This is a genomic window from Anabaena sp. FACHB-83 (assembly GCF_014697485.1).
Taxonomy (GTDB): domain Bacteria; phylum Cyanobacteriota; class Cyanobacteriia; order Cyanobacteriales; family Nostocaceae; genus Nostoc_B.
In genome coordinates, this window is record NZ_JACJRY010000024.1 from 67549 (window position 1) to 86145 (window position 18597).

Annotated in this window: 16 protein-coding genes; 4 read left to right on the forward strand and 12 right to left on the reverse strand. The window is 38.3% G+C overall.

Annotation, left to right across the window (positions count from 1 at the left end):
- Nucleotides 1-50: 50 nt before the first annotated feature.
- The 8 genes from H6G79_RS24015 to H6G79_RS24050 are packed head-to-tail and all read right to left on the reverse strand — an operon-like array spanning nt 51 to nt 8844.
- Nucleotides 51-884 carry a hypothetical protein gene (locus H6G79_RS24015; protein WP_190592369.1) on the reverse strand — a complete coding sequence of 278 codons (834 nt, stop codon included), beginning with the start codon at nt 882-884 and terminating at the stop codon, nt 51-53.
- Between the two features lie 34 nt (nt 885-918).
- The gene (locus tag H6G79_RS24020; RefSeq protein ID WP_190592368.1) at nt 919-1854 is read right to left on the reverse strand and encodes a hypothetical protein; all 936 of its coding nucleotides are present in this window, start codon (nt 1852-1854) and stop codon (nt 919-921) included.
- A 3-nt stretch (nt 1855-1857) separates the two neighbouring features.
- The gene (locus H6G79_RS24025) at nt 1858-3123 is read right to left on the reverse strand and encodes a VWA domain-containing protein (protein WP_242048528.1); all 1266 of its coding nucleotides are present in this window, start codon (nt 3121-3123) and stop codon (nt 1858-1860) included.
- Complete coding sequence (locus H6G79_RS24030) at nt 3086-4171, reverse strand: hypothetical protein (protein WP_190592366.1); 1086 nt, start codon at nt 4169-4171, stop codon at nt 3086-3088. Before H6G79_RS24030 ends, H6G79_RS24025 begins: the two co-directional genes overlap by 38 nt.
- A gap of 20 nt (nt 4172-4191) precedes the next feature.
- Complete coding sequence (locus H6G79_RS24035) at nt 4192-6354, reverse strand: hypothetical protein (protein ID WP_190592365.1); 2163 nt, start codon at nt 6352-6354, stop codon at nt 4192-4194.
- A gap of 4 nt (nt 6355-6358) precedes the next feature.
- Complete coding sequence (locus tag H6G79_RS24040; RefSeq protein WP_190592364.1) at nt 6359-7264, reverse strand: hypothetical protein; 906 nt, start codon at nt 7262-7264, stop codon at nt 6359-6361.
- Nucleotides 7254-8075 carry a TRAFAC clade GTPase domain-containing protein gene (locus H6G79_RS24045; protein WP_190592363.1) on the reverse strand — a complete coding sequence of 274 codons (822 nt, stop codon included), beginning with the start codon at nt 8073-8075 and terminating at the stop codon, nt 7254-7256. Before H6G79_RS24045 ends, H6G79_RS24040 begins: the two co-directional genes overlap by 11 nt.
- A 16-nt stretch (nt 8076-8091) precedes the next feature.
- Nucleotides 8092-8844 (reverse strand): hypothetical protein, encoded by a 753-nt coding sequence (locus tag H6G79_RS24050; protein WP_190592362.1) that lies wholly within the window; start codon nt 8842-8844, stop codon nt 8092-8094.
- Between the two features lie 1014 nt (nt 8845-9858).
- Here H6G79_RS24050 and H6G79_RS24055 point away from each other — a divergent pair.
- The 3 genes from H6G79_RS24055 to H6G79_RS24065 all read left to right on the forward strand — a co-directional run bounded on the left by H6G79_RS24055 (nt 9859) and on the right by H6G79_RS24065 (nt 12575).
- On the forward strand, nt 9859-10275 hold the full coding sequence (locus H6G79_RS24055; RefSeq protein ID WP_190592361.1) for a DUF3119 family protein: 417 nt from the start codon (nt 9859-9861) through the stop codon (nt 10273-10275).
- A 117-nt stretch (nt 10276-10392) separates the two neighbouring features.
- A complete protein-coding gene (locus H6G79_RS24060) occupies nt 10393-11628 on the forward strand; it encodes a DUF3086 domain-containing protein (protein ID WP_190592429.1) in 1236 nt (411 codons plus the stop codon).
- 191 nt (nt 11629-11819) lie between these two features.
- The gene (locus H6G79_RS24065; protein WP_190592360.1) at nt 11820-12575 is read left to right on the forward strand and encodes a hypothetical protein; all 756 of its coding nucleotides are present in this window, start codon (nt 11820-11822) and stop codon (nt 12573-12575) included.
- Between the two features lie 68 nt (nt 12576-12643).
- Here the strand turns inward: H6G79_RS24065 and H6G79_RS24070 are convergent, their stop codons facing one another.
- Together H6G79_RS24070 and H6G79_RS24075 are read right to left on the reverse strand one after the other, a co-directional pair.
- The gene (locus H6G79_RS24070; protein ID WP_190592359.1) at nt 12644-13531 is read right to left on the reverse strand and encodes a hypothetical protein; all 888 of its coding nucleotides are present in this window, start codon (nt 13529-13531) and stop codon (nt 12644-12646) included.
- Nucleotides 13532-13661: 130 nt separating this feature from the next.
- Nucleotides 13662-14171: a hypothetical protein gene (locus H6G79_RS24075; RefSeq protein WP_190592358.1), complete on the reverse strand. Its 510-nt coding sequence runs from the start codon at nt 14169-14171 to the stop codon at nt 13662-13664.
- A gap of 185 nt (nt 14172-14356) precedes the next feature.
- Here H6G79_RS24075 and H6G79_RS24080 point away from each other — a divergent pair, with 185 nt between their 5' ends.
- Nucleotides 14357-15337 (forward strand): phosphatase PAP2 family protein, encoded by a 981-nt coding sequence (locus tag H6G79_RS24080; RefSeq protein WP_190592357.1) that lies wholly within the window; start codon nt 14357-14359, stop codon nt 15335-15337.
- Nucleotides 15338-15360: 23 nt separating this feature from the next.
- On the opposite strand, the gene H6G79_RS24085 is transcribed toward H6G79_RS24080, so the two are convergent.
- Together H6G79_RS24085 and H6G79_RS24090 are read right to left on the reverse strand one after the other, a co-directional pair.
- Nucleotides 15361-16149 (reverse strand): ADP-ribosylglycohydrolase family protein, encoded by a 789-nt coding sequence (locus tag H6G79_RS24085; protein WP_190592356.1) that lies wholly within the window; start codon nt 16147-16149, stop codon nt 15361-15363.
- A gap of 21 nt (nt 16150-16170) precedes the next feature.
- A complete protein-coding gene (locus H6G79_RS24090) occupies nt 16171-18396 on the reverse strand; it encodes an FdhF/YdeP family oxidoreductase (RefSeq protein WP_190592355.1) in 2226 nt (741 codons plus the stop codon).
- Between the last annotated feature and the right edge of the window lie 201 nt (nt 18397-18597).

An 18597-nucleotide genomic window follows, 5' to 3' on the forward strand; every position in this document is an offset into this window, starting at 1 on the left:
TTTTGATAAATGTTTGATTGAGTTAAATTACATATTTATAATTTTTATGTTTAAGGAGATGATTTACGATCAAGTAACCAATTGTTGGAAACATTATTCCATAGCAAATAAATGCGATTTTTAGAATCTTGGTAGCTCTTACCATCATTCTTTACATACCATAATTCAGCATCTACTATAGCTGTATCACTACTTTGTTGAATTTTTCTAATATCACCAATCTTTATTTCCCTCACACTATTCCACCATTGTTGATACTCAGAATAATTACGAGATTGATTTTTAAAATTAGAAGAAAGATGGTTCCATGTTTTACTGTACTCACGGTTATTTAGTAATATATAATGGTCTCTGATAAAACTTTCAGGGTTTGGTATTGCTGTTGTTGATATATTAGTTTGTACAGATGCTGATGATGGAGCAACCGATGGCTGAGAAATATCTAAACTAAGTTTTAATTCAAAATTTCTCACTCCTTGAGGTGCAGAAAGTTGAATAATATATGTACCTGTTTGATTTAAATTTTTATTAGTAATAATTTGATTATCTGGTGCATAAATCCAGATGCAAATGTCATCATTGGTTTGATAAGTTAACTTTTGACCTGATTTAGCTGAAAATGTATATCCCAAGTATTTATCTGCTTTAACTTGACCAGTTTGTGTGATAGTTTGAGAACCAATTTGAATTGGTTTTACATCGTTGCTATTCAGGGAAGTAACAGGTTTATCTGGACAATCACTAAATGATTTTTTTTGACTAGATACAACTTGTGTTGATGTTTGTGAATTCACACTACAAGCACCAACTATTAAAGCCAATATCCCAAAGATTTGTATGAATATTAAGTTAATTTTTAATAAGCAATTATGATAATAAATCATAGTTTATATCTGTAGATTAAACACTAAAGTTAAATTAATTTTTTATTGTTGTAATTTTATTTATCTCCCATTTTTGGTTTGCATCATTCCATGACATATAAAACTTTAAAGGAATAGAAACATTTCTACCATTCTTCATGTAATAGCGAGTCCAGACATTAACAACACCCCCATTATTATTAGCATCTTCTAAAGAGTAGCGATTTACGCTGACATATTTTACTTGCTCCCACCATTCAATAAATGAGTTATATCCGTCGGGATGTAGTTCTCTATCTTCTTGAAGGGTGGTGGATAAAAAATTCCATGCTTCTTGATATTGATGACTATTAACTTTGGTATAGTAATCTTCTATAACTTTCTCGGTAGATGGTCTATCAACATTATTAGCAGATGAAGTAGTGGGAGTTGGAGAGAAAATTGGTTTAAATACTGCTGTTGAATTTGTCCCAATGTTGTTGGTTGTGGTCGGGTAAGAAGTATTTGCTGCTGTTGAATTTATATCAACGTTATTGGAGACTGGAAGAGATGGTGTTGAAGAGGAAATTGGTTGAGATACTGCTGTTACAGTTTCTAAACTCAGTGCTAGATCAAAAGTAGTAGAACCTTGGAGTGTAGAAACTTGAATCGTGTATTTTCCGGTCAGGGGTAAATCACGGTTAGTAAGTATTTGATTGTCTGGGCTATAAATCCAAATACAAAGATTTTGATTAGTTGTATAGGAAAGCTTTTGACCTGACTTAGCTTCAAAGGTAAATCCTAGTGATTTGTTAGTGCTGACCATACCTGATTGTGTAATCTGTTGGGTGCTGAAATCAATTGGTTTAACATTGTGAGATTGGAGAACTATTGTGGGTTGATTCGGACATTGATTTGTAATTTTCTGGGTTGTGGTGGTGTTTTGGTTACAAGCCGTTGTCACAGCACAAATTAAAGTAGTCAGGAAAAAACTTTTAATTAGATACTGCATAAATTAATCCCTCAACGCTTCTTGCTTTAAGTATTGTCCCCAGTAGTAAAATGGCAAAGCACCACCAATTCCAATCATCCCCAAAATAGATCCCAGCATTATTAGTCTTGTTGATAGGGGAAGCGATCGCCCAAAAACACCAATTCTGTAACTTTTTGGTGCCGACTTAACTGGTTTACCTCCTTGAGAACTAACTGCAACCTGCACACTATGTTGAGAACCTCGATCTGCGTTAGGTTCGGTATAAGTAATTTCGTACTCCCCTAATAAAGCATTCAAGAAAAGTTGCAAATTTTGAGCAATAGCTTCTGCATCCCCAGAAAATTCAGCAATTCCTCCAGTTAGCTTGGCAATTTCTGCTAACCGCTTTTGATCTACGAACTCTTCTTCAGGAACTTTTTTTGCACCCTTACCAATATCTGCACGAGTTGCTGACTTCCCAAGTTGATATTTTTTCCCTAACTCTTCTGGTGTTAAGCCATAACCCAGGGTATGCACAGTAATATTACTATTCTTTTTCAGCAGAGTTCTGAGAGTTTGAAAATCCTGTTCTTCATTTGCTGCATTGTGATAACCATCAGATAGCAAAATAATCGAAAGTCTAGGTTGTGGTTGGAGGGAATCTGGAGGTAAATAAAAACGAGTATCTTGAGTATTTGATAAAAATCTCACTGCTTTTGTGATAGGCTCGTATAAATCTGTAGAGGCGCAAGGTGTTAAATTGCTCAGATAATCAAGATGATTTCGTAGTTTAAAATCACTAGCCAGTAAAAATTTATCAAGGGTTTCTTGATTTACAGGAAAGCCTTGACATTTAACACCAGGCTTACCAAAAGGAACAATCGCTATCTGTGTATTACCTCCGCGTTCACTTGATATTTTCGTGAATTGACGAATAGCATTAATTGAACCAACAATTTTTTTGTCTCCTTTACTATCAGGTTTATCCATACTGCCACTCATATCCAGTAGGACTATAATCCAAGCATCAGGAGGTACACTTTCTGTAGGGCTTTTCCAGTCTTGGGTTTTAAATAGAACTTCTTTACTATCTACAATTAATTTAAAATCAGTATCTTGTAGACCCATCACAGGTCTATCCTCTTGAGTTTTAACTTTAATGCGGACAGTTACTTGGTCATCCTTGACTTTAGGATTACCCACAATTTCGGTAACTTTTACCTGCCCAAAACTAGGAGAAGCTAAAGAAGCTAACAGCAACAGAGATAAACTAAGCTTGTGGGTCAAGGAAGCGATTGTAGTAGACAAAGCGATAGAATTTATTTTCTTTTTTGACATTTTTTTTATCTGGGTAAAATGTTAAAACGTAATTATGTTTTAAACGAATACTGGCGCGAGAAGATAAACGTTGACCATTCACTTCAATACAGTTAAAAACTACAGGATTTGGATTTAGTACTGCATCACGCTTTTGTAAGACTAAATCAGCAACATGCAGAGGTAAGTCGGGAATGTAAATATGGGATTTCTTGTCAGCCGAACCAATTCTTACCGTGCCGTTTCCAGGTAGCTGGATTGACAGACCTTCTTCAATTTCATAAGCATTATTATCACTAACAAATTTGAGGATGGATTTGTCAATATAAGGATAATTTTTGTTAATATTTTCTAGGTTTGGGTCAATATCTTCATAGTTCATTCCTGTGTACTCAAAACCAGTGCCAGCCCTCAAAGCACCTAAATAGCTAGGTGAGTTGGTAATGCTAAATGTTAAACCTAGCAACAAACCTAAAAGAGCAAAACCTAAAGGGTCTTCAATACCTTTAAATTCTGTGGGCATTCCTCCTAATGTTGTGCGAACAAACTCAAAAATGGTCGCAGCAAATAAACTAGCTGTAATAGCACCAAGAACACTGATTTTTAATCTCTGCCAAAAGCGTTTAGGATCACCTGCTTCCATGCTATGCCAGCGCCAAGTTAAGCCTTCTGCAAGACCAACTGAAACCCCAATTAATAGCCAACCAATCACTCTAATAATTGGTGTAGGAAAGCGAATTTGTGGCAAAAACAGAATTTGGGATATACCACCAGAAATTAACCCTAATAAGGTTCCTAAGCCCAAGGCTATTAGCAACGGAGTTTTAGCAATACGAAAGCAGAGTTTAGGTCTTGTGGGGTTGCTAATAAATATTTCATTCATCACCATTCCGCAAGCGAGAGAGATGGCAATACAAGGAAATAGAGTAAGTTCTGGGAATTCTTTAAATAATCCTATGTCGGTGAGGAAGAATTGTCCAATATTCCAGCCGATTAAGGCTGATATTAATCCGGCTAAGATGTAAAGGTAGATTCTCATGGTTTACTTGTTGATTAAAATTAACGCCCATCAGGTGGGCTTGAGGGAAGTGCTTGAGTAGGTAAATTTGATCCTTGGTTGATTAGTTCATTTTTGACATCTTCTTCTAAGTTTTTAGCTGTTTCTCCATTAGGTCCTATGATTCCGTCCCATTTCTTTGGTTCTTCAGGAAAAATTGTCTTTTGGTACTGATATATTGCTTCTATAAACTGATTTGTCTCTGTTCCCCCAGATGGTCTTGTGTCAGCATAATTAACATTCTCTGCATTTAGAATGAATTTAAGTTTTTTTATAATATCTAGTTTAGATTTTCCTGTCTTCTGATTGGTATTTTTAATTATAATTTCAATTGCTTTTTTGGTTGTGTTGAATTTCTGACTTGCATTTAATTGAATATCAGAATAATTACCAGGATTTGAAGAATATGGAGGTTTAGTTTGTATTGGATTAGTTACATTTTTTGTATTTTTATCACTGTTTTTAGCTATAGAATTTTGGTCATCATCTCTGGAAAGAATATTGTATGTTTTTTCTACAATTAAGCCACTTACAAAAGATAAAATTGCTATAGACATTGACAAAACAATAACAATTTGAATTTGCACAGAATACCTCCAATAGAAGACAAAATATATAATCTGATCAATGAAAGTAACTTCTCTATCTAAACGCAATCCAAATTCAAAACAATTAGTATTGTTATTAGGAAGTTCATCAAAAACTTTTCTAGGAACTATACCTTGACTCACTTGATAAAAGTAAGCAGACAGTGAATATTCTTTCAAAGACTCAAACAACTTAGCAAAAGAATCATATTCTTCAAGATGAATAGAAGAAGAATTTGAATAGATTAATTCTAGATGTTGATTTAAACTTTTCCAAGTTTGAGGATCACATCTGTATGAATCAGATGAAGCAATAGTTTTATCCTTAAAACTATTGAAAATTAGTTGTAAATCATCCGAGATATCTTGAATAATTTTCTGGCGACAATACACCCAAGCACTTCCACTTCCTACTAACAACCAATGGATAGCTTCTGGTGTAATTGGTGCTGGTTCTTCTAATAATTTCGTTAAAAGAAATTTTATGGTGTCAGCTAGATTATTTTTGGTAAAATTATTGCGTATCGCTTTTTGAAATTCTAAAGAAATAGTTTGATTTTCATCAGGTTTTTGACCCGCCTTGATATTTAACCAATCCAGAAACTCTAATATGGTTTCTGGAATTACCATCGCTCGCAGAGTGATGAGTCGCACCATTTGTGGACTATAAATTTTTTGAGAAATTGCTGTTTTAGATCCTTGTCCATCAAATAAGCTATGCCAATATTCTGAAGTGATTTGTTTATTGGCTAAAGCATCTGTAATTACCTTCACATTTTCCGGTTTTACCTGGGAACTATTCATCAAGCCGCGAATTGCTGACTTGAGTGCTTCTTCATCTGTAACATTAGCTGGTGCTAGTACATTGGGTGTATTACTAATGGCTTTTTGCAAGATTTGATAAGCTCTGTCAGAGGCAGATTGAATTACTAGAAAACGTTCTGGCTTTTCTAATGCCTCTACATTAAATGCCCAAGAAAGAGCCTGACCATTTTTATTTGCATTGTATTTTTTAGATGCTAAAGAGTTGATAGTTTGTAAATCGTATTGCTGTTGTGGTGGCAGTAATATTGCTTGAGGAGTATCTACAGGAATTTCTATAGCTTCTAGTGGTGGAGAACGAAAATTAGTAGAAGCAACATTAACATCACATATATTAGGTCTTCTGAGTTCTCTGGTATCAAATGGGTTAAATCTAGGAGGTATTTTCTGACTCTCCCACCAAGCCAATATTAGTCGTAGGTTTTTAAATCCCTCAGATTCAGATCCCTGAGTGATAAAATAACGGTACATAGAGGCACTACGTCCCTTTTCATCACGTCCCCGCGTCACAACAGCTACTACTGACCAAGTATTTTCTCCTGTTCCTAGCACTCGACCAATAATTGCAGGTTGATCGCTAGAAGCACCTTCAGCAACGGCAAATTCCCGATTAGCAATAGAGCGTTCAACTACTTCAGGAATGGGATCAATTGTCACATTCATGTATTTTCCGGTAAAGCCTAACGACACCCAACTGCCATCAGTCGTTTGTTGTGGTCTAATACCTGTACTAAATTCGTGAATTTCAATATTCATACGTTTAGCCCTTATCTAATTCTTTGTGGCGATCGCCTGTACATAACCAATAAATTGGAGCTACTAAACCAAAAGGTCGCCAGCGTTTAGGATCTTTGATCACTGCTGTCACGCCATCACGACCGCGACGCTCTAAGTTAACATTGGGTTCAGGACAATTCTGCCCCAACATCCCAAAGGCGGAAGCGGTAAAGTAATCTACTGCACCTGCTCCCATTTTTTGCCAAGATTGCAACTTGGCACATACTTGAGGAAACCGAGCTTTAGCTAAAAAATCTGGTTTATGGCGATTTACCCATAATTCTGATTGCTCACATTTAGTCAATACCAAGGCAATTCTTCTAAATCCCACATTAATATCTGTGCGATCTAAAGCTATTAAAAATTTATCTAAAGCATTGACATAATCTGAATCTTTGCGACTTGTACCATCGATTAAAAGCATAATGCCTGTTGCTTGCAAGCAATCTTCCATGTAACCTTGTAGTTTTGGATTGCCTGATTGTTGCAATAGATCAGTAAAAAACTCTCCTGCATAATCTTTGCAACTGATATTGAGATTGGCTAATTTTGAACCAATTGTGGCTTTAGGATTCCGCCAAGAAAACTGTGCCTTAAGAGCAATTGTCAAAGTATAGTCCTTGACATCTGCTGCATTAGCATTTAAATCTGTTGGTTCTAGTTTTAACCCTTGTTCTAATATGTTTTGTGCTTTACTAAATAACTCCGCGCCTGCTTCACCTATAGGGGTGACAGTCTGTACTGGACTTTTAGGATCAGCATTAGGCCACCGTGCTAGGGAAGCCATATATGCTGTTTTTCCCGCGCTGCGATCGCCTATTACCCGGATTACCGCACTACTCTGTAAGGGTTCAGGATTACTATATTTCTTCAATAAATCACGCATCATATCTCATCCTCTTACCTGTACTTAGCCAATAGAGTGGGGAAATCAAACCGTAGGGTTGCCAACGATTTGGCTCTCGTAAAACTGAATTTTTACCGTTAGTTCCCCACTCCTCAACTCGATTCGGACGGGGATTATTACGTCCTAAAACACCAAAAGTTGAAATGGCATAAAAGTTTAAATTTTTCCGATCAACTGAGTCTGTTAAAAGTTTTTTTGTGTCTGGTAGATGAATATCAAATAAATCAATTTCTGGGTCTAAACGACCAGGCCAAAGTTCCCCTCTTTCGCACTTACTCATGACCACTGCCAAACGCAAATCATTTGCTCTGTCATGTTTATCCATTTGTTCAAGAAACCGTTTTAAAACTCGGCTGTAAGATTTATCAGTTCCATATTTCCATTCCGTTAATAAAATCAAACAACCACTGACATCTTTAGTTAAGCATTCATCAATAAATTCTTGATGCAATTGATTTGATGAACCATACTCTAATTCATCAAAAATTTCTCCTGGATAATCTCTCACTGCTAATGTAAACTTTTCTTGAGAAAATCGGTTTTTTAGTTCTATATTAAATGAGTAAACAGCTAAATCATCTATCGTTCTAACTTGAGTATTAGTGGGTTCTAAAGAACTCCCTTCTACAATAATATTTTCAGCTTTCTCTGCTAACTTTCTCGTATCATCATTGAGAGGTTGGACTTGAAAGTTTTTAGTTTTCAAACTGCTTCTAGTTGGTTGATAAGCTAAAGCTGCTAGATAAGTTGTTTTACCAGAACTACGTGGCCCAATAACGCGAATATTTCCCATATTTATCTTATCCTCACTATTTGGCTAAGAAACTACCTAGATATATCCAAGGCAGTTCTAATAAAGACCGATTATGAATAGATGTAATAAAACAACGAACTGATAAACCAGAAATACTTGTATTAATTTGTTCTAATTGTGATTGAATAGGTCGGAAGTAACGTTGCAGAATATATAGATGACGTTGTTGCCAATTCATTTGATTGCCATTAGGGCTGTAACCAAGTTTTGCCGATTCCTCGGCTAGATTACAAAACATATCGGCTTTGTTTAAACAAATAACAATATGTCTTGCTTTAGGACAGTCTTGACGGAAAAAATCTACCCAACGATCAAACCTATTACACCACTGTTGTTGACTCATAAATTGATCCACATCTACACCTGGCTGAAAATTTAACCCCCGATGGGGTGGAAGTATGAGTAAAATTCCTTCACTTTCGCGGATAGTTTGCAAAAATCTTTGCCACTCGGTTGGATTATCCTGTTGCCAATTTTTTCGCCATACTTCCCCCGGTGTATCTATCCAATCTACAAGCACTTGTTTATTACCAGTGGGGAGTCGTACTTGAATATCTAAGAAGCGGTCATAAATCGCCTCTTTAGCATCTGTGGCTTTAGTTCCCTGTGCAGTCTCATCCATTAACAAAATTTTTAGACTTTCATAATCTGGACTAGCTACTTTTACACATTCATTTTTTGGGTTAGCTAACTCCATTGCTAAGTGTGTCTTGCCGGTAGAGCGATCGCCTATATACACTACTCCCACAGTTTGTACCTTTCACTATGCTTAGTAATATACACAAATGTAATATCAATTTTTTTAGACTTATAAGTTATTAATCCTCTTAAATTTTACTTGTTTGATGTGTGATGAAAGGTAACTTCCATTGATTAACTTTATAATTTAATTACCAATGCTAGAAAAAGGTTATAAACTAGTATTTATATTCATTCTCATTATTCAGTTGTTATTACTCTTGTCAATAAACATTGCGTGGATTCTAGTTATTTACTGACGATTTTGGAGTTAAGTATTCTAATTGTTTGCCATGTTTAATTTCAAAATCTTATAAATTTGCTTTCTTGGCTCTCGAATATTGGAAATTTAAAAATATAATTTTATTGTCTTCATAGGATTAACTCACCTTTTTGGTTAAATTGATGCTTTTTTCTCAAATCTAACAACAAAACTAGACACTAAAAACTGCGGTCATTAACAGAATGGCCGTCACTAATGTACTTATAAGACAAATAAGATTCACTTAAATAAATCCTATCACTGTTTGCAAATTTAATATAGTGTTTTTACGTAAACTTTAAATATTTGATAAAGTTAACATCTCAGTATTATTTCTAAGTTGAAGAATCAAAATCAAAGCTTTTGCGGTTTATGATGTAGAAAAAACAGGCAAAAAACAAGCAATCAAGCGGTCGATACTGCTAACTGGGCTAGTTTAATGGAATTACTTAAGTAGAGCGGTGCAATTGATCGTTGGTGAGAGCTATCATTAGTCACTGGTCATTGGTACAAGGTTTTATCCTATTTACTTTTCTTAATATGGTTCGTTTTATTTCCACCGACTTACTTATGCGATCGCACTTTCAGGATTTAGCCGTACTGTCCCCATATTACCTCAATGATAAAGTAAGCTAATATGCTTAAGCTTATTTAAATAAATACTAACTTTCGTTGCGGAAAAGCTCAACAAGTAAAGAAAGGAAATCCCAGCAGATTCCTATAGTTAGCTTTATTTGTACTGACTTACTTAAAATAAAAAAGATGTCTACTACCGAAACAGGATTTGAAACAGTGACCAGTTCATTTGCGCCTAATTCTACAGCCACAGTGGAACTCAAACCTAGTTACAATATCCCTGTTGTATTGGTGCTGGCAGCGATTCCCATTGTAATTGTGCAACCTTTGGTGGGAGGAGCGATCGCAGTTTTTGGGTTGTTTCTTTTGTTTCAAACTGTAACGTTACGCTTGCAATTTACTGCCACCGACTTAGATATTTACAGAGGTGAAAAGTTAATTCGGCGTTTTCCCTACCGAGAATGGCAAAACTGGCGGATATTCTGGAATGGGTTTCCGGTTCTGTTTTATTTTAAAGAAATTAACAGTATTCACTTTTTACCAATTTTGTTCGACCCCAACACCTTAAAAACCTGTTTGGAAGAACGCTGTCCCCGTATTTAAGTCTGAGTCAATAGTCAATGGTTAACAGTTTTGAATCATACACAAATAACCAATGACCAATGACTATTGACAAATAACCAAAAAATTTATCCGCGTCTAGGAATTAGATTATTGTTTATGAACCCTGAGTCATCTCCAACTCCAGAACCAATAGATGAGTGGTTAGAGCAAATACAACCAGAAAACCCGACAACAGACAACCCAGACAATTCATCTGTAGAGTCAGTTCTGGAACCAGAAGCAACCGCTTCAGCAGTTGACGCAGAACCCAGCAACACAAGTATAGAATTGGCTAGTTTGACAGATGAACCAGCCCCAGAATTTCCCTTAGCAACTGAGACAACTGTATTAGGTTTAAAAACAGAATCAGTATACGCAGATGCAGAGCAAAGGTTAGCTCAGTTGCAAGAAACTGAAGCTGCACTCAAAGCCGAAATTGCGAGTTTGCAAGTAACTTACAACACGCTGCAAACACAATTAAGTGAAACGCAAACTTCACTAGGGCGCATTGTGCAGGAATCATTAGCACAATTAGAACAACGTAAACAAGCCCTGCAAATTTCTGTAGAACAGTTAGAACGCCGCCAAGAACGCATCCGCAACGAAATGCGAACCACATTTGCTGGTGCATCGCAAGATTTGGCTATTCGTGTGCAAGGTTTTAAAGATTATCTGACTGGTAGCTTACAAGACTTAGCCGTCGCCGCCGAGCAGTTACAACTGGTACCAGAAGTTAGAGAACGGGAAAAGCCAACTGTTAAAGAAGCTAAACCCGCCGAACCAGAAGCAATTACACCCCAATTTGCTCAACAGCAGTTTCAAGAAACGAGTAAGCAAGTCCGCCGCTTGATTGACCAATATCGCAACAAACCGGATTATTATGGCCCGGCTTGGCAATTACGCCGCACCTTTGAACCAGTTCATGCAGAACGAGTCTCAAATTGGTTTTTTGGTCAAGGGGGACGGGGTGCTTTGCGGACGATGGGTAGCCGTTTGCAGAATACTTTGATTGCTTCGGCGATTATTTCGATATTACATAAATTGTATGGCGATCGCGTCCGTACTTTGGTTTTAGCCAACACACCAGAACGCTTGGGTGAATGGCGGCGGGGTTTGCAAGACTGTTTGGGTATCGGTCGCCCAGATTTTGGCCCTGACAGGGGCGTTGTCTTATTTGAAGCAGCAGACGCTTTAGCCCAAAAAGCCGACCGTTTGGTAAAAGCCAATCAATTACCTTTAATTATCATTGATGATTCCGAAGAACAAATCAGTTTAGGTATACTGCAATTTCCTTTGTGGTTAGCCTTTGCGCCTGACCCGAAAACGATGCGAAATTATGATGATGATTTTTAATCAGGCTTAGGTAGAGATAGGAGAAGTCAAAAGTTAAAAGTCAAAAATTATTTTACTTTCGACTTATCTGTAAGGGTGTAGTGTTCAAAACCCTTACACCCAATCTCCATAAATAATTTTGGTGCGTAAGCTCTATAAATGTTATATTCTGTAGCCTAATTCGGTAATTTCTGCCCCTGGATTTTCCCAAAATGTTGCGTGTTTATCATCTGTTTATCGCTGTAATTTTACTTTTGTTAATGCCAGTGGGGGCAAAATTTGTGCTTCCCTACGTTACTGGAACTAAAGTAGAAACCAAGAACCAAGCCGCACCGACATCCAAGACAGCTACTCAAACTGCGGCGGGAGAAACTTCTCAGCCCACAGCAGGAAATTTGTGGCAAAAAGTTTTAGGTAAAAATATTGTCGTGCCTAGTGGCTGGCAAGTAATTCCTTGTCAGGGAAATGCCCCTTTATTGTGTGTATCTGCTCAAGGTGAAGTTTTAGGTACAGTCGAGATTAGTGTTGCTCAAGTGAGTAAAAATCCCAACTTGCAAAAGCATCTTGCCGATGCAGGCATTCTCCCAGACTCAAAATTAGATTATAAAAATTCGGCTAACCACAGCAAAGCTATCACCGCCTTGAAAGCTTGGGCGGAAGATTATTATACTTCTTTGAGTAAAGACCGTCAGAAAAGTAACGGCAATAAACTGATTTTTACAACTCATCCATTAGAAGAAATATCAATTAGTCAGTTACCAGGAATCCGCTATGGCTTTACAGGAATTAAAGCTGAAGGTGGGTTACAAGAGCAATATATTAGTTATGCGGCTTTTGATGGAAATTCACTTTATATCATTAGTACAGCTTTTGACCCTGGTGCGGTAACAGGTAAGTTTGAAAAATTGGAAAATTTAGTAATTTTTCAGCCTTATTTGAACGCGATCGCAGAAAATTTAAATCTATAGTTGGTCAATAGTCATTAGTCATTGGTCATTTGTTAATAACCATAACTAATGACTGATATTGACGTTAGCTAAATTTCAGCAACGGCGCGTTCAATTAAACGACGTGCTAAAGTTTGTGTGCCTGTATGTTCATAATAATTGGTAGACACATCTAAGAAAGCTGCCAAATAATCTAACTTGTCGTCGCTGAACTCTACAAAACTTTTCAAGTGACTGGTAACAGTTTGTTGAGTTAAATTATTTTGGCTAACAAACCCACCTATCCAACCTTTGACTGAATCAAGACTTTGACCAATAAAGTCGAGTTTACCGCCAGTATCGTTACCAGGAATTGCATCTTGAATGGTGTTGAAAGTCGTATTTTGTGATAGTTCCTGGGGATTAAGGGTACTGATAAAAGATAGTGCTTTCTGAATGAAATCTGGCCCTAAAGGTATGATGCCATCAATACAAACTAATGCCGCCAAGCGGATGAGTGACTCACCACTATACTCTCCTAAAGCACCAACAAAATCGCCGATGCTGTCTCCAGGAATGCCATTAATTTGGCAGAAAGCTACCAATTCAGCTACTACTTTTAAAGCCAAATCTATGGTTTGTGCTTTATCTGGTTTGGGAGTTATCGAGTTGAGAAAACCCAAAAGCGGAATTGTTTCACCGACTTTGTTGGCTAAAGCTGCTGCACCGAGGGCTTTATCAGTACCATCAACTGTTTGATAAAGCCACATTGCGCGTTGATAGCCTTGAGAACGGTCATTATACAGATAAATCGCCCGTTCGCCAATTTGTTGAATTAAACTTTCATCTTCTTCACCAGTCACAGTTTTGATGGTGTTCACAAAACCAACAGTATTTTGCCACTCACCAGGAGCCGCAAAATCTAAAGCCTTCAACACAGATACAGTTAAACCACCAGTGGGTAGTTGATCAACTAATTCAAAAATAGGTTTGTTCACAAAAATCTCCTCTCTTGGTTGCAATTGTTATGCCAAAGTGCTGAGTAGTAACTCAATGTTTCAAGAGTTTCAGCCACAAACATAGTCCTAACTTATGGAATGCTATGTGTCTAAAGATTTTGAGTAGCGATTATTTAAGTTTGGCTAAACCACTCAGGTTGAATTTACTAATCCAATCAGCGCGATCGCTGGCTGTCAATGTTGTACCCTTAGAGATAACTTTGACTTGATATTTACCTACTAAAACTGCCGTTGCGGTTTTTCCTTGTTCTACAGCCGGATATCCAGCAATCTTTTTGGTACTTTTAGAGAATTTGGCAGCTGCTTCTGGGGTGCTGCTGGTATCTGAAATTGATAGCGTCGCTACTTCTTTACCAGCTTTTTTCAGCTTGGCTTCTGCAAAGCCTTTTTTCTCTTGGGTGAATACGCTATCGTAACCACCACCCGATTTGGGGAATAACTTGTTAAATTCACTTCCCTGGGTAGCAGTCTTAGCAACTGCTTGACCACTTTTTTGTTTAGTACTTTCTTGTTGCGCTTGGTCAAACCGTCCTGGGGTTTTGGGACTACAAGCGGTTGTCAGTAATAATACTGAGATTAACAACGCTGCGACAATTTTCCGACTACGATAGAAACTCATGTTTCCTCCTGATGATACTTTGACGCAATTATCAACTACTTGTCAAAATTTGCCCACAAAATTTATGTTTCGATAACTATTGTGATCAGGCGTGAAGAGTGGGAAAGGCTTGATACGATGTGAGCAAGGGATTTTTCAGTTCTCTTGACTTTGCTAACTAGTACAAAAATTTGTGAAGCAGAAACATGAACACTGATTTTGGCAGTCTTCTGGGGGAAAGTTCTTTGATTCGAGCCTTACATACTTCTATCCAAGGTAGAGCTAGATATAAAGTCAAGGGACTGCTTGATTCTCTAACTCTCAAAAAATATCTAGAATTGCGATTACCCCAGCAAGAAGGAATTTTGCAAGCCAATGCAAATCATTTAACAGGTAATGTGTTGGTACTATTTCAGCCAGATTTTAGTCCAAATGCGATCGCCTGGATGCTACAAAATATTGTTCTAGACTACACGAGAAGTCATAAACAATTACCTCCCAGTACCGCACCAGAATTTATTCCCAGTAAAAGTATTACTTTATTTGTGCAGTCAAATGCTGCTATAACTCAATCGCGGAGTCAAATCATCCCCGTAGCCGCAGCTTTTTCGGCTTTATCCTTGGGGACAGCTATCTTAAACACCAATAATTTAGACACCCAGATTTTATTAGCGATTCAAAAACTCCACACGCCTTTACTAGACAAAATTATGGTGGGTATCACTTCTCTCGCTGAACCACCACTGCTATTGTTGACTTGTTTAACATGGGAAGCAATTCTGCTACATCGCCGCCGTTACCTCCAAGCTACTACCTTTGGGATGGCAGCAGTTGGTGGAATCAGCTTAAATTTTCTGTTGAAAGAATTGTTTGTCAGGGCGCGTCCGGCATTGTGGGATTACATTATTAATGTGAATCATTACAGTTTTCCCAGTGGCCATGCAATGGTGTCAATAGTGGTGTATGGTTGCATCGGCTATTCCTTATCCCAAGAATTTCCCCAATGGCGATCGCAGATTTTCACTTTGACGGTAATCTTAATCTTGGCTATTGGTTTTAGTCGGTTGTATTTGGGAGTACATTGGCCTAGTGATGTGATTGCTGGTTACGCCGCAGGTTTAATTTGGTTGACTGTGTGTGTAGTGTATGAGTATTTGTTAACTCAAAAAGCTACGGCTGAGTGCTGAGTCAGAACTTCAGCCTTGTTGCACTAGTTACAGTACTGCAACATAAACCTTTGAGTAATTGTATATAAATGATCATTTAAATGAGATAGTGCTTGGTCAGCGATCGCAGGGGGTAAGCCATGATAATATGCTTGAGCAATACCACCTGCAATACAAGCAATGGTGTCACTGTCACCACCTAAAGAAATTGCATTCCGAATTGCGTCTTCGTAATCAGTTGATTCTAAAAAGGCGATAATTGCTTGGGGAACGGAACCTTGACAAGAAACATCAAACTTGTAATTTGGTCGAATTTCGTCCAGGGTAATTTCTAAATCGTAATCAAAGGTAGTTTGCAAATAAGCTTTAATTGCTGGTTTATCAGCACCTGTGCGAGCTAGAAATATAGCTGCGGCTGTGGCTTGAGCGCCTTTGATACCTTCAGGATGATTATGAGTCACAGCCGCACAACTTTTAGCGGCTTCGAGGACGGTATCTAAGTCATGCAAAGCAAAGCCGATGGGACTAACGCGCATCGCGGAACCGTTACCCCAACTATTGTATGGCTGACTATCGTTAGAGTTTGCCCAACTTCTAAAAGTACTGCCATAACCAGCGTAGGGATAGCGGCGGAAATAAGACTTAAACTGCTCGATGTATTGACTACTGTCGAGTGAGTCTGCACCATCGAGAATCATTTCCGCTACTGCGACAGTTAGCACAGTATCATCGGTGAAACGACATTGCCTATCGAATAAGGGAAAATCCTTGGTTTTAATATTGTTAACTTCATATACCGAACCGATGATATCACCTGCGATCGCTCCTAACATATTAATTTTCTGGAAGATAATTTAGGTGAGTTTTTCCAGCCTTACGACAGCATTGTAATCTGGGACTCCTTCGAGCGATCGCTTACTTTTATCAAGCAATACATTCCCTTCTGGCCAATGAACTTGTAAATTTCCTTTCTGAATTGGTGCTAGATAAATTCTGCCAGTTAACTCACTCAATTCATTTTTTAAAATGACCTGATCTCCATCTTTTAAATTCAACTTAGCAGCATCAACCGCATTCATTAACACCGCCTCGCGCAAAGCCCCAGTAATGGCATCTTTGCGTTCTTGCACCATACTATTAAACTGCTTACCCCGACGTGTCGCCACCAAAAAGCAGCCTTCTGGTATTTCCTTTTGTGCAGGCGATAAAACTGTAAAGTGTGCCTTCTCATCAGGTGTGGCAAAATTCCAGCCAAAGCACAAATGCGAACCACCATATTGAAATTGATCGCCAGCCTGCTGTAAGTGTTGCATCCCAGCGTATAATGGCACAACTTGGGCAATTTCTTCCCGAATCGCCGCCGTATCCTCAAAATCAATCTTCTCTGCCAAATCTGGACGCACCCGTTTTGCTAATTCCACAAACACCTCCCATTCTGGTAGCGCCTCACCAATACGGGGGCCAGGAATTTCTGGGCTGAAAATGATTCGCCGTTCTGTAGAAGTTTCCGTCACACCCCCCGGTACTTCATAGCGAGTGGTTGCAGGTAATAAAATTACGGTATCTGCTGGTTCCACTAACATTTGGCTAGATAACACAATATCAGCATGTACCCGCAGAGGTATAGTTTGCAAAGCACCTTCCACATAATCTGGTTCTGGTAGAACCTCTAAAAAATTCCCGCCCACAGAAAACAACACATCTAATTGCTTGTCGTAAGCAGCATCAATCATTTCCGGTGCAATTAAACCTCTGGTACTTGGTACATCAAAGCCCCATTTTTGACTTAAATCAGCAGCATTTTCTGAATTAATCGGTTTACCACCAGGAAACACCGTGGCGTAACATCCCATCTCTGCACCGCCTTGCACCCCAGAGTGACCACGAATAGGCATTAAACCACAACCTTCTCGCCCAACAAAACCTTTAGTCAGTGCCAAATTGATAATACTGCGGACATTATCTTCACCGCATTCATGCTGCGTAATGCCCATACTCCAGACAAACACCGCTTTATTAGCAGCTGCAATGATTTGGGCAAAGGCTTGCATTTCATAGCGAGATGCGCCGGAAAGCCTTTCTAATTCTTCCCAAGATTGTTGTTCTAGAGATGCTTGGAGTTCTGCAAAACCTGTGGTGTAACTGTCGATAAATGACTTGTCGACCCATCCATAAGCAATCAAATGCTTGACGGTTCCATTCAAAAATGCCATATCACCGCCAGTATTTACCAAAAAGAAATCTTCGGCAAATTTAGTCCCAAACAAAGCACTTTCCACAATTGAAGGAACCCAATAGCGTTCCATTCCTGGTTCTCGATAGGTATTAATCACCACAATTTTGGTGCCGGCTTTTTTGGCGTAGTGAAGATACTTGACGGTAACTGGTTGATTATTGGCGACATTAGAACCAATAAACACTAATAAATCCGTACCTATCCAGTCTTTATAAGAACAAGTTGTCGCCCCCGCGCCTAAAGATGTTTTTAAGGCGGCGGTACTCGGAGAATGACAAATCCGGGCGGCATTGTCAATATTATTACTACCCATTGCTCGGACAGCTTTTTGAGTCACATAATAAGTTTCGTTGACCGTACCGCGACTAGTAATATAAAAACTTAGCCTGTCTGGTGTGGTGGCGCGGATACGATGGGCAATGAAATCTAAAGCTTCATCCCAACTAAGACGACGAAAACCTTTTTCTCCACGCTGGCGCATCATCGGGTAAGGAAGTCGCCCCAAATCCCGGAGTTGGGAAGTTTTTTGTGCTTGTAATGGCGATACATCTGCTAGGATCTGGGGATCTAACGCTGACATTGTATTCATCTGCAACAACCGCAACCGCACATTGCAGAGATGAATCCCATCTAATGTCCAATCCTTCATTCCTGTTGTGCCTAAAGCACAGCCATCACACACACCTTGATTAAGAATATTCCACGCATAAGGTAATTTATGCCGTGACAGCCAAATCGCCCGAAATACCTCCCAATAGTTATTGGGATACTGTTCGCCAATGCCAAATGGCTTCCAACTTGCCCAGTGCTGGGGTGTCCAATATTTCTTGGGTTTAGGTAACATAACTAAATATATAAGGCTTTTCAGTACTTGTTATGCCAAAATAATAATCTATGCCCAAGTCAACAAGCACCTAATTCTGAGCGTATCCAAAAGGTTTGATTAGCAACAAGGCTTATGGTTATTAGTTGATACCTTTTCTACGGTTCTTTACCTTTTTATTTCATTGTTTAGCATCACAAATCCTAAAGAAGAGCTTGTATA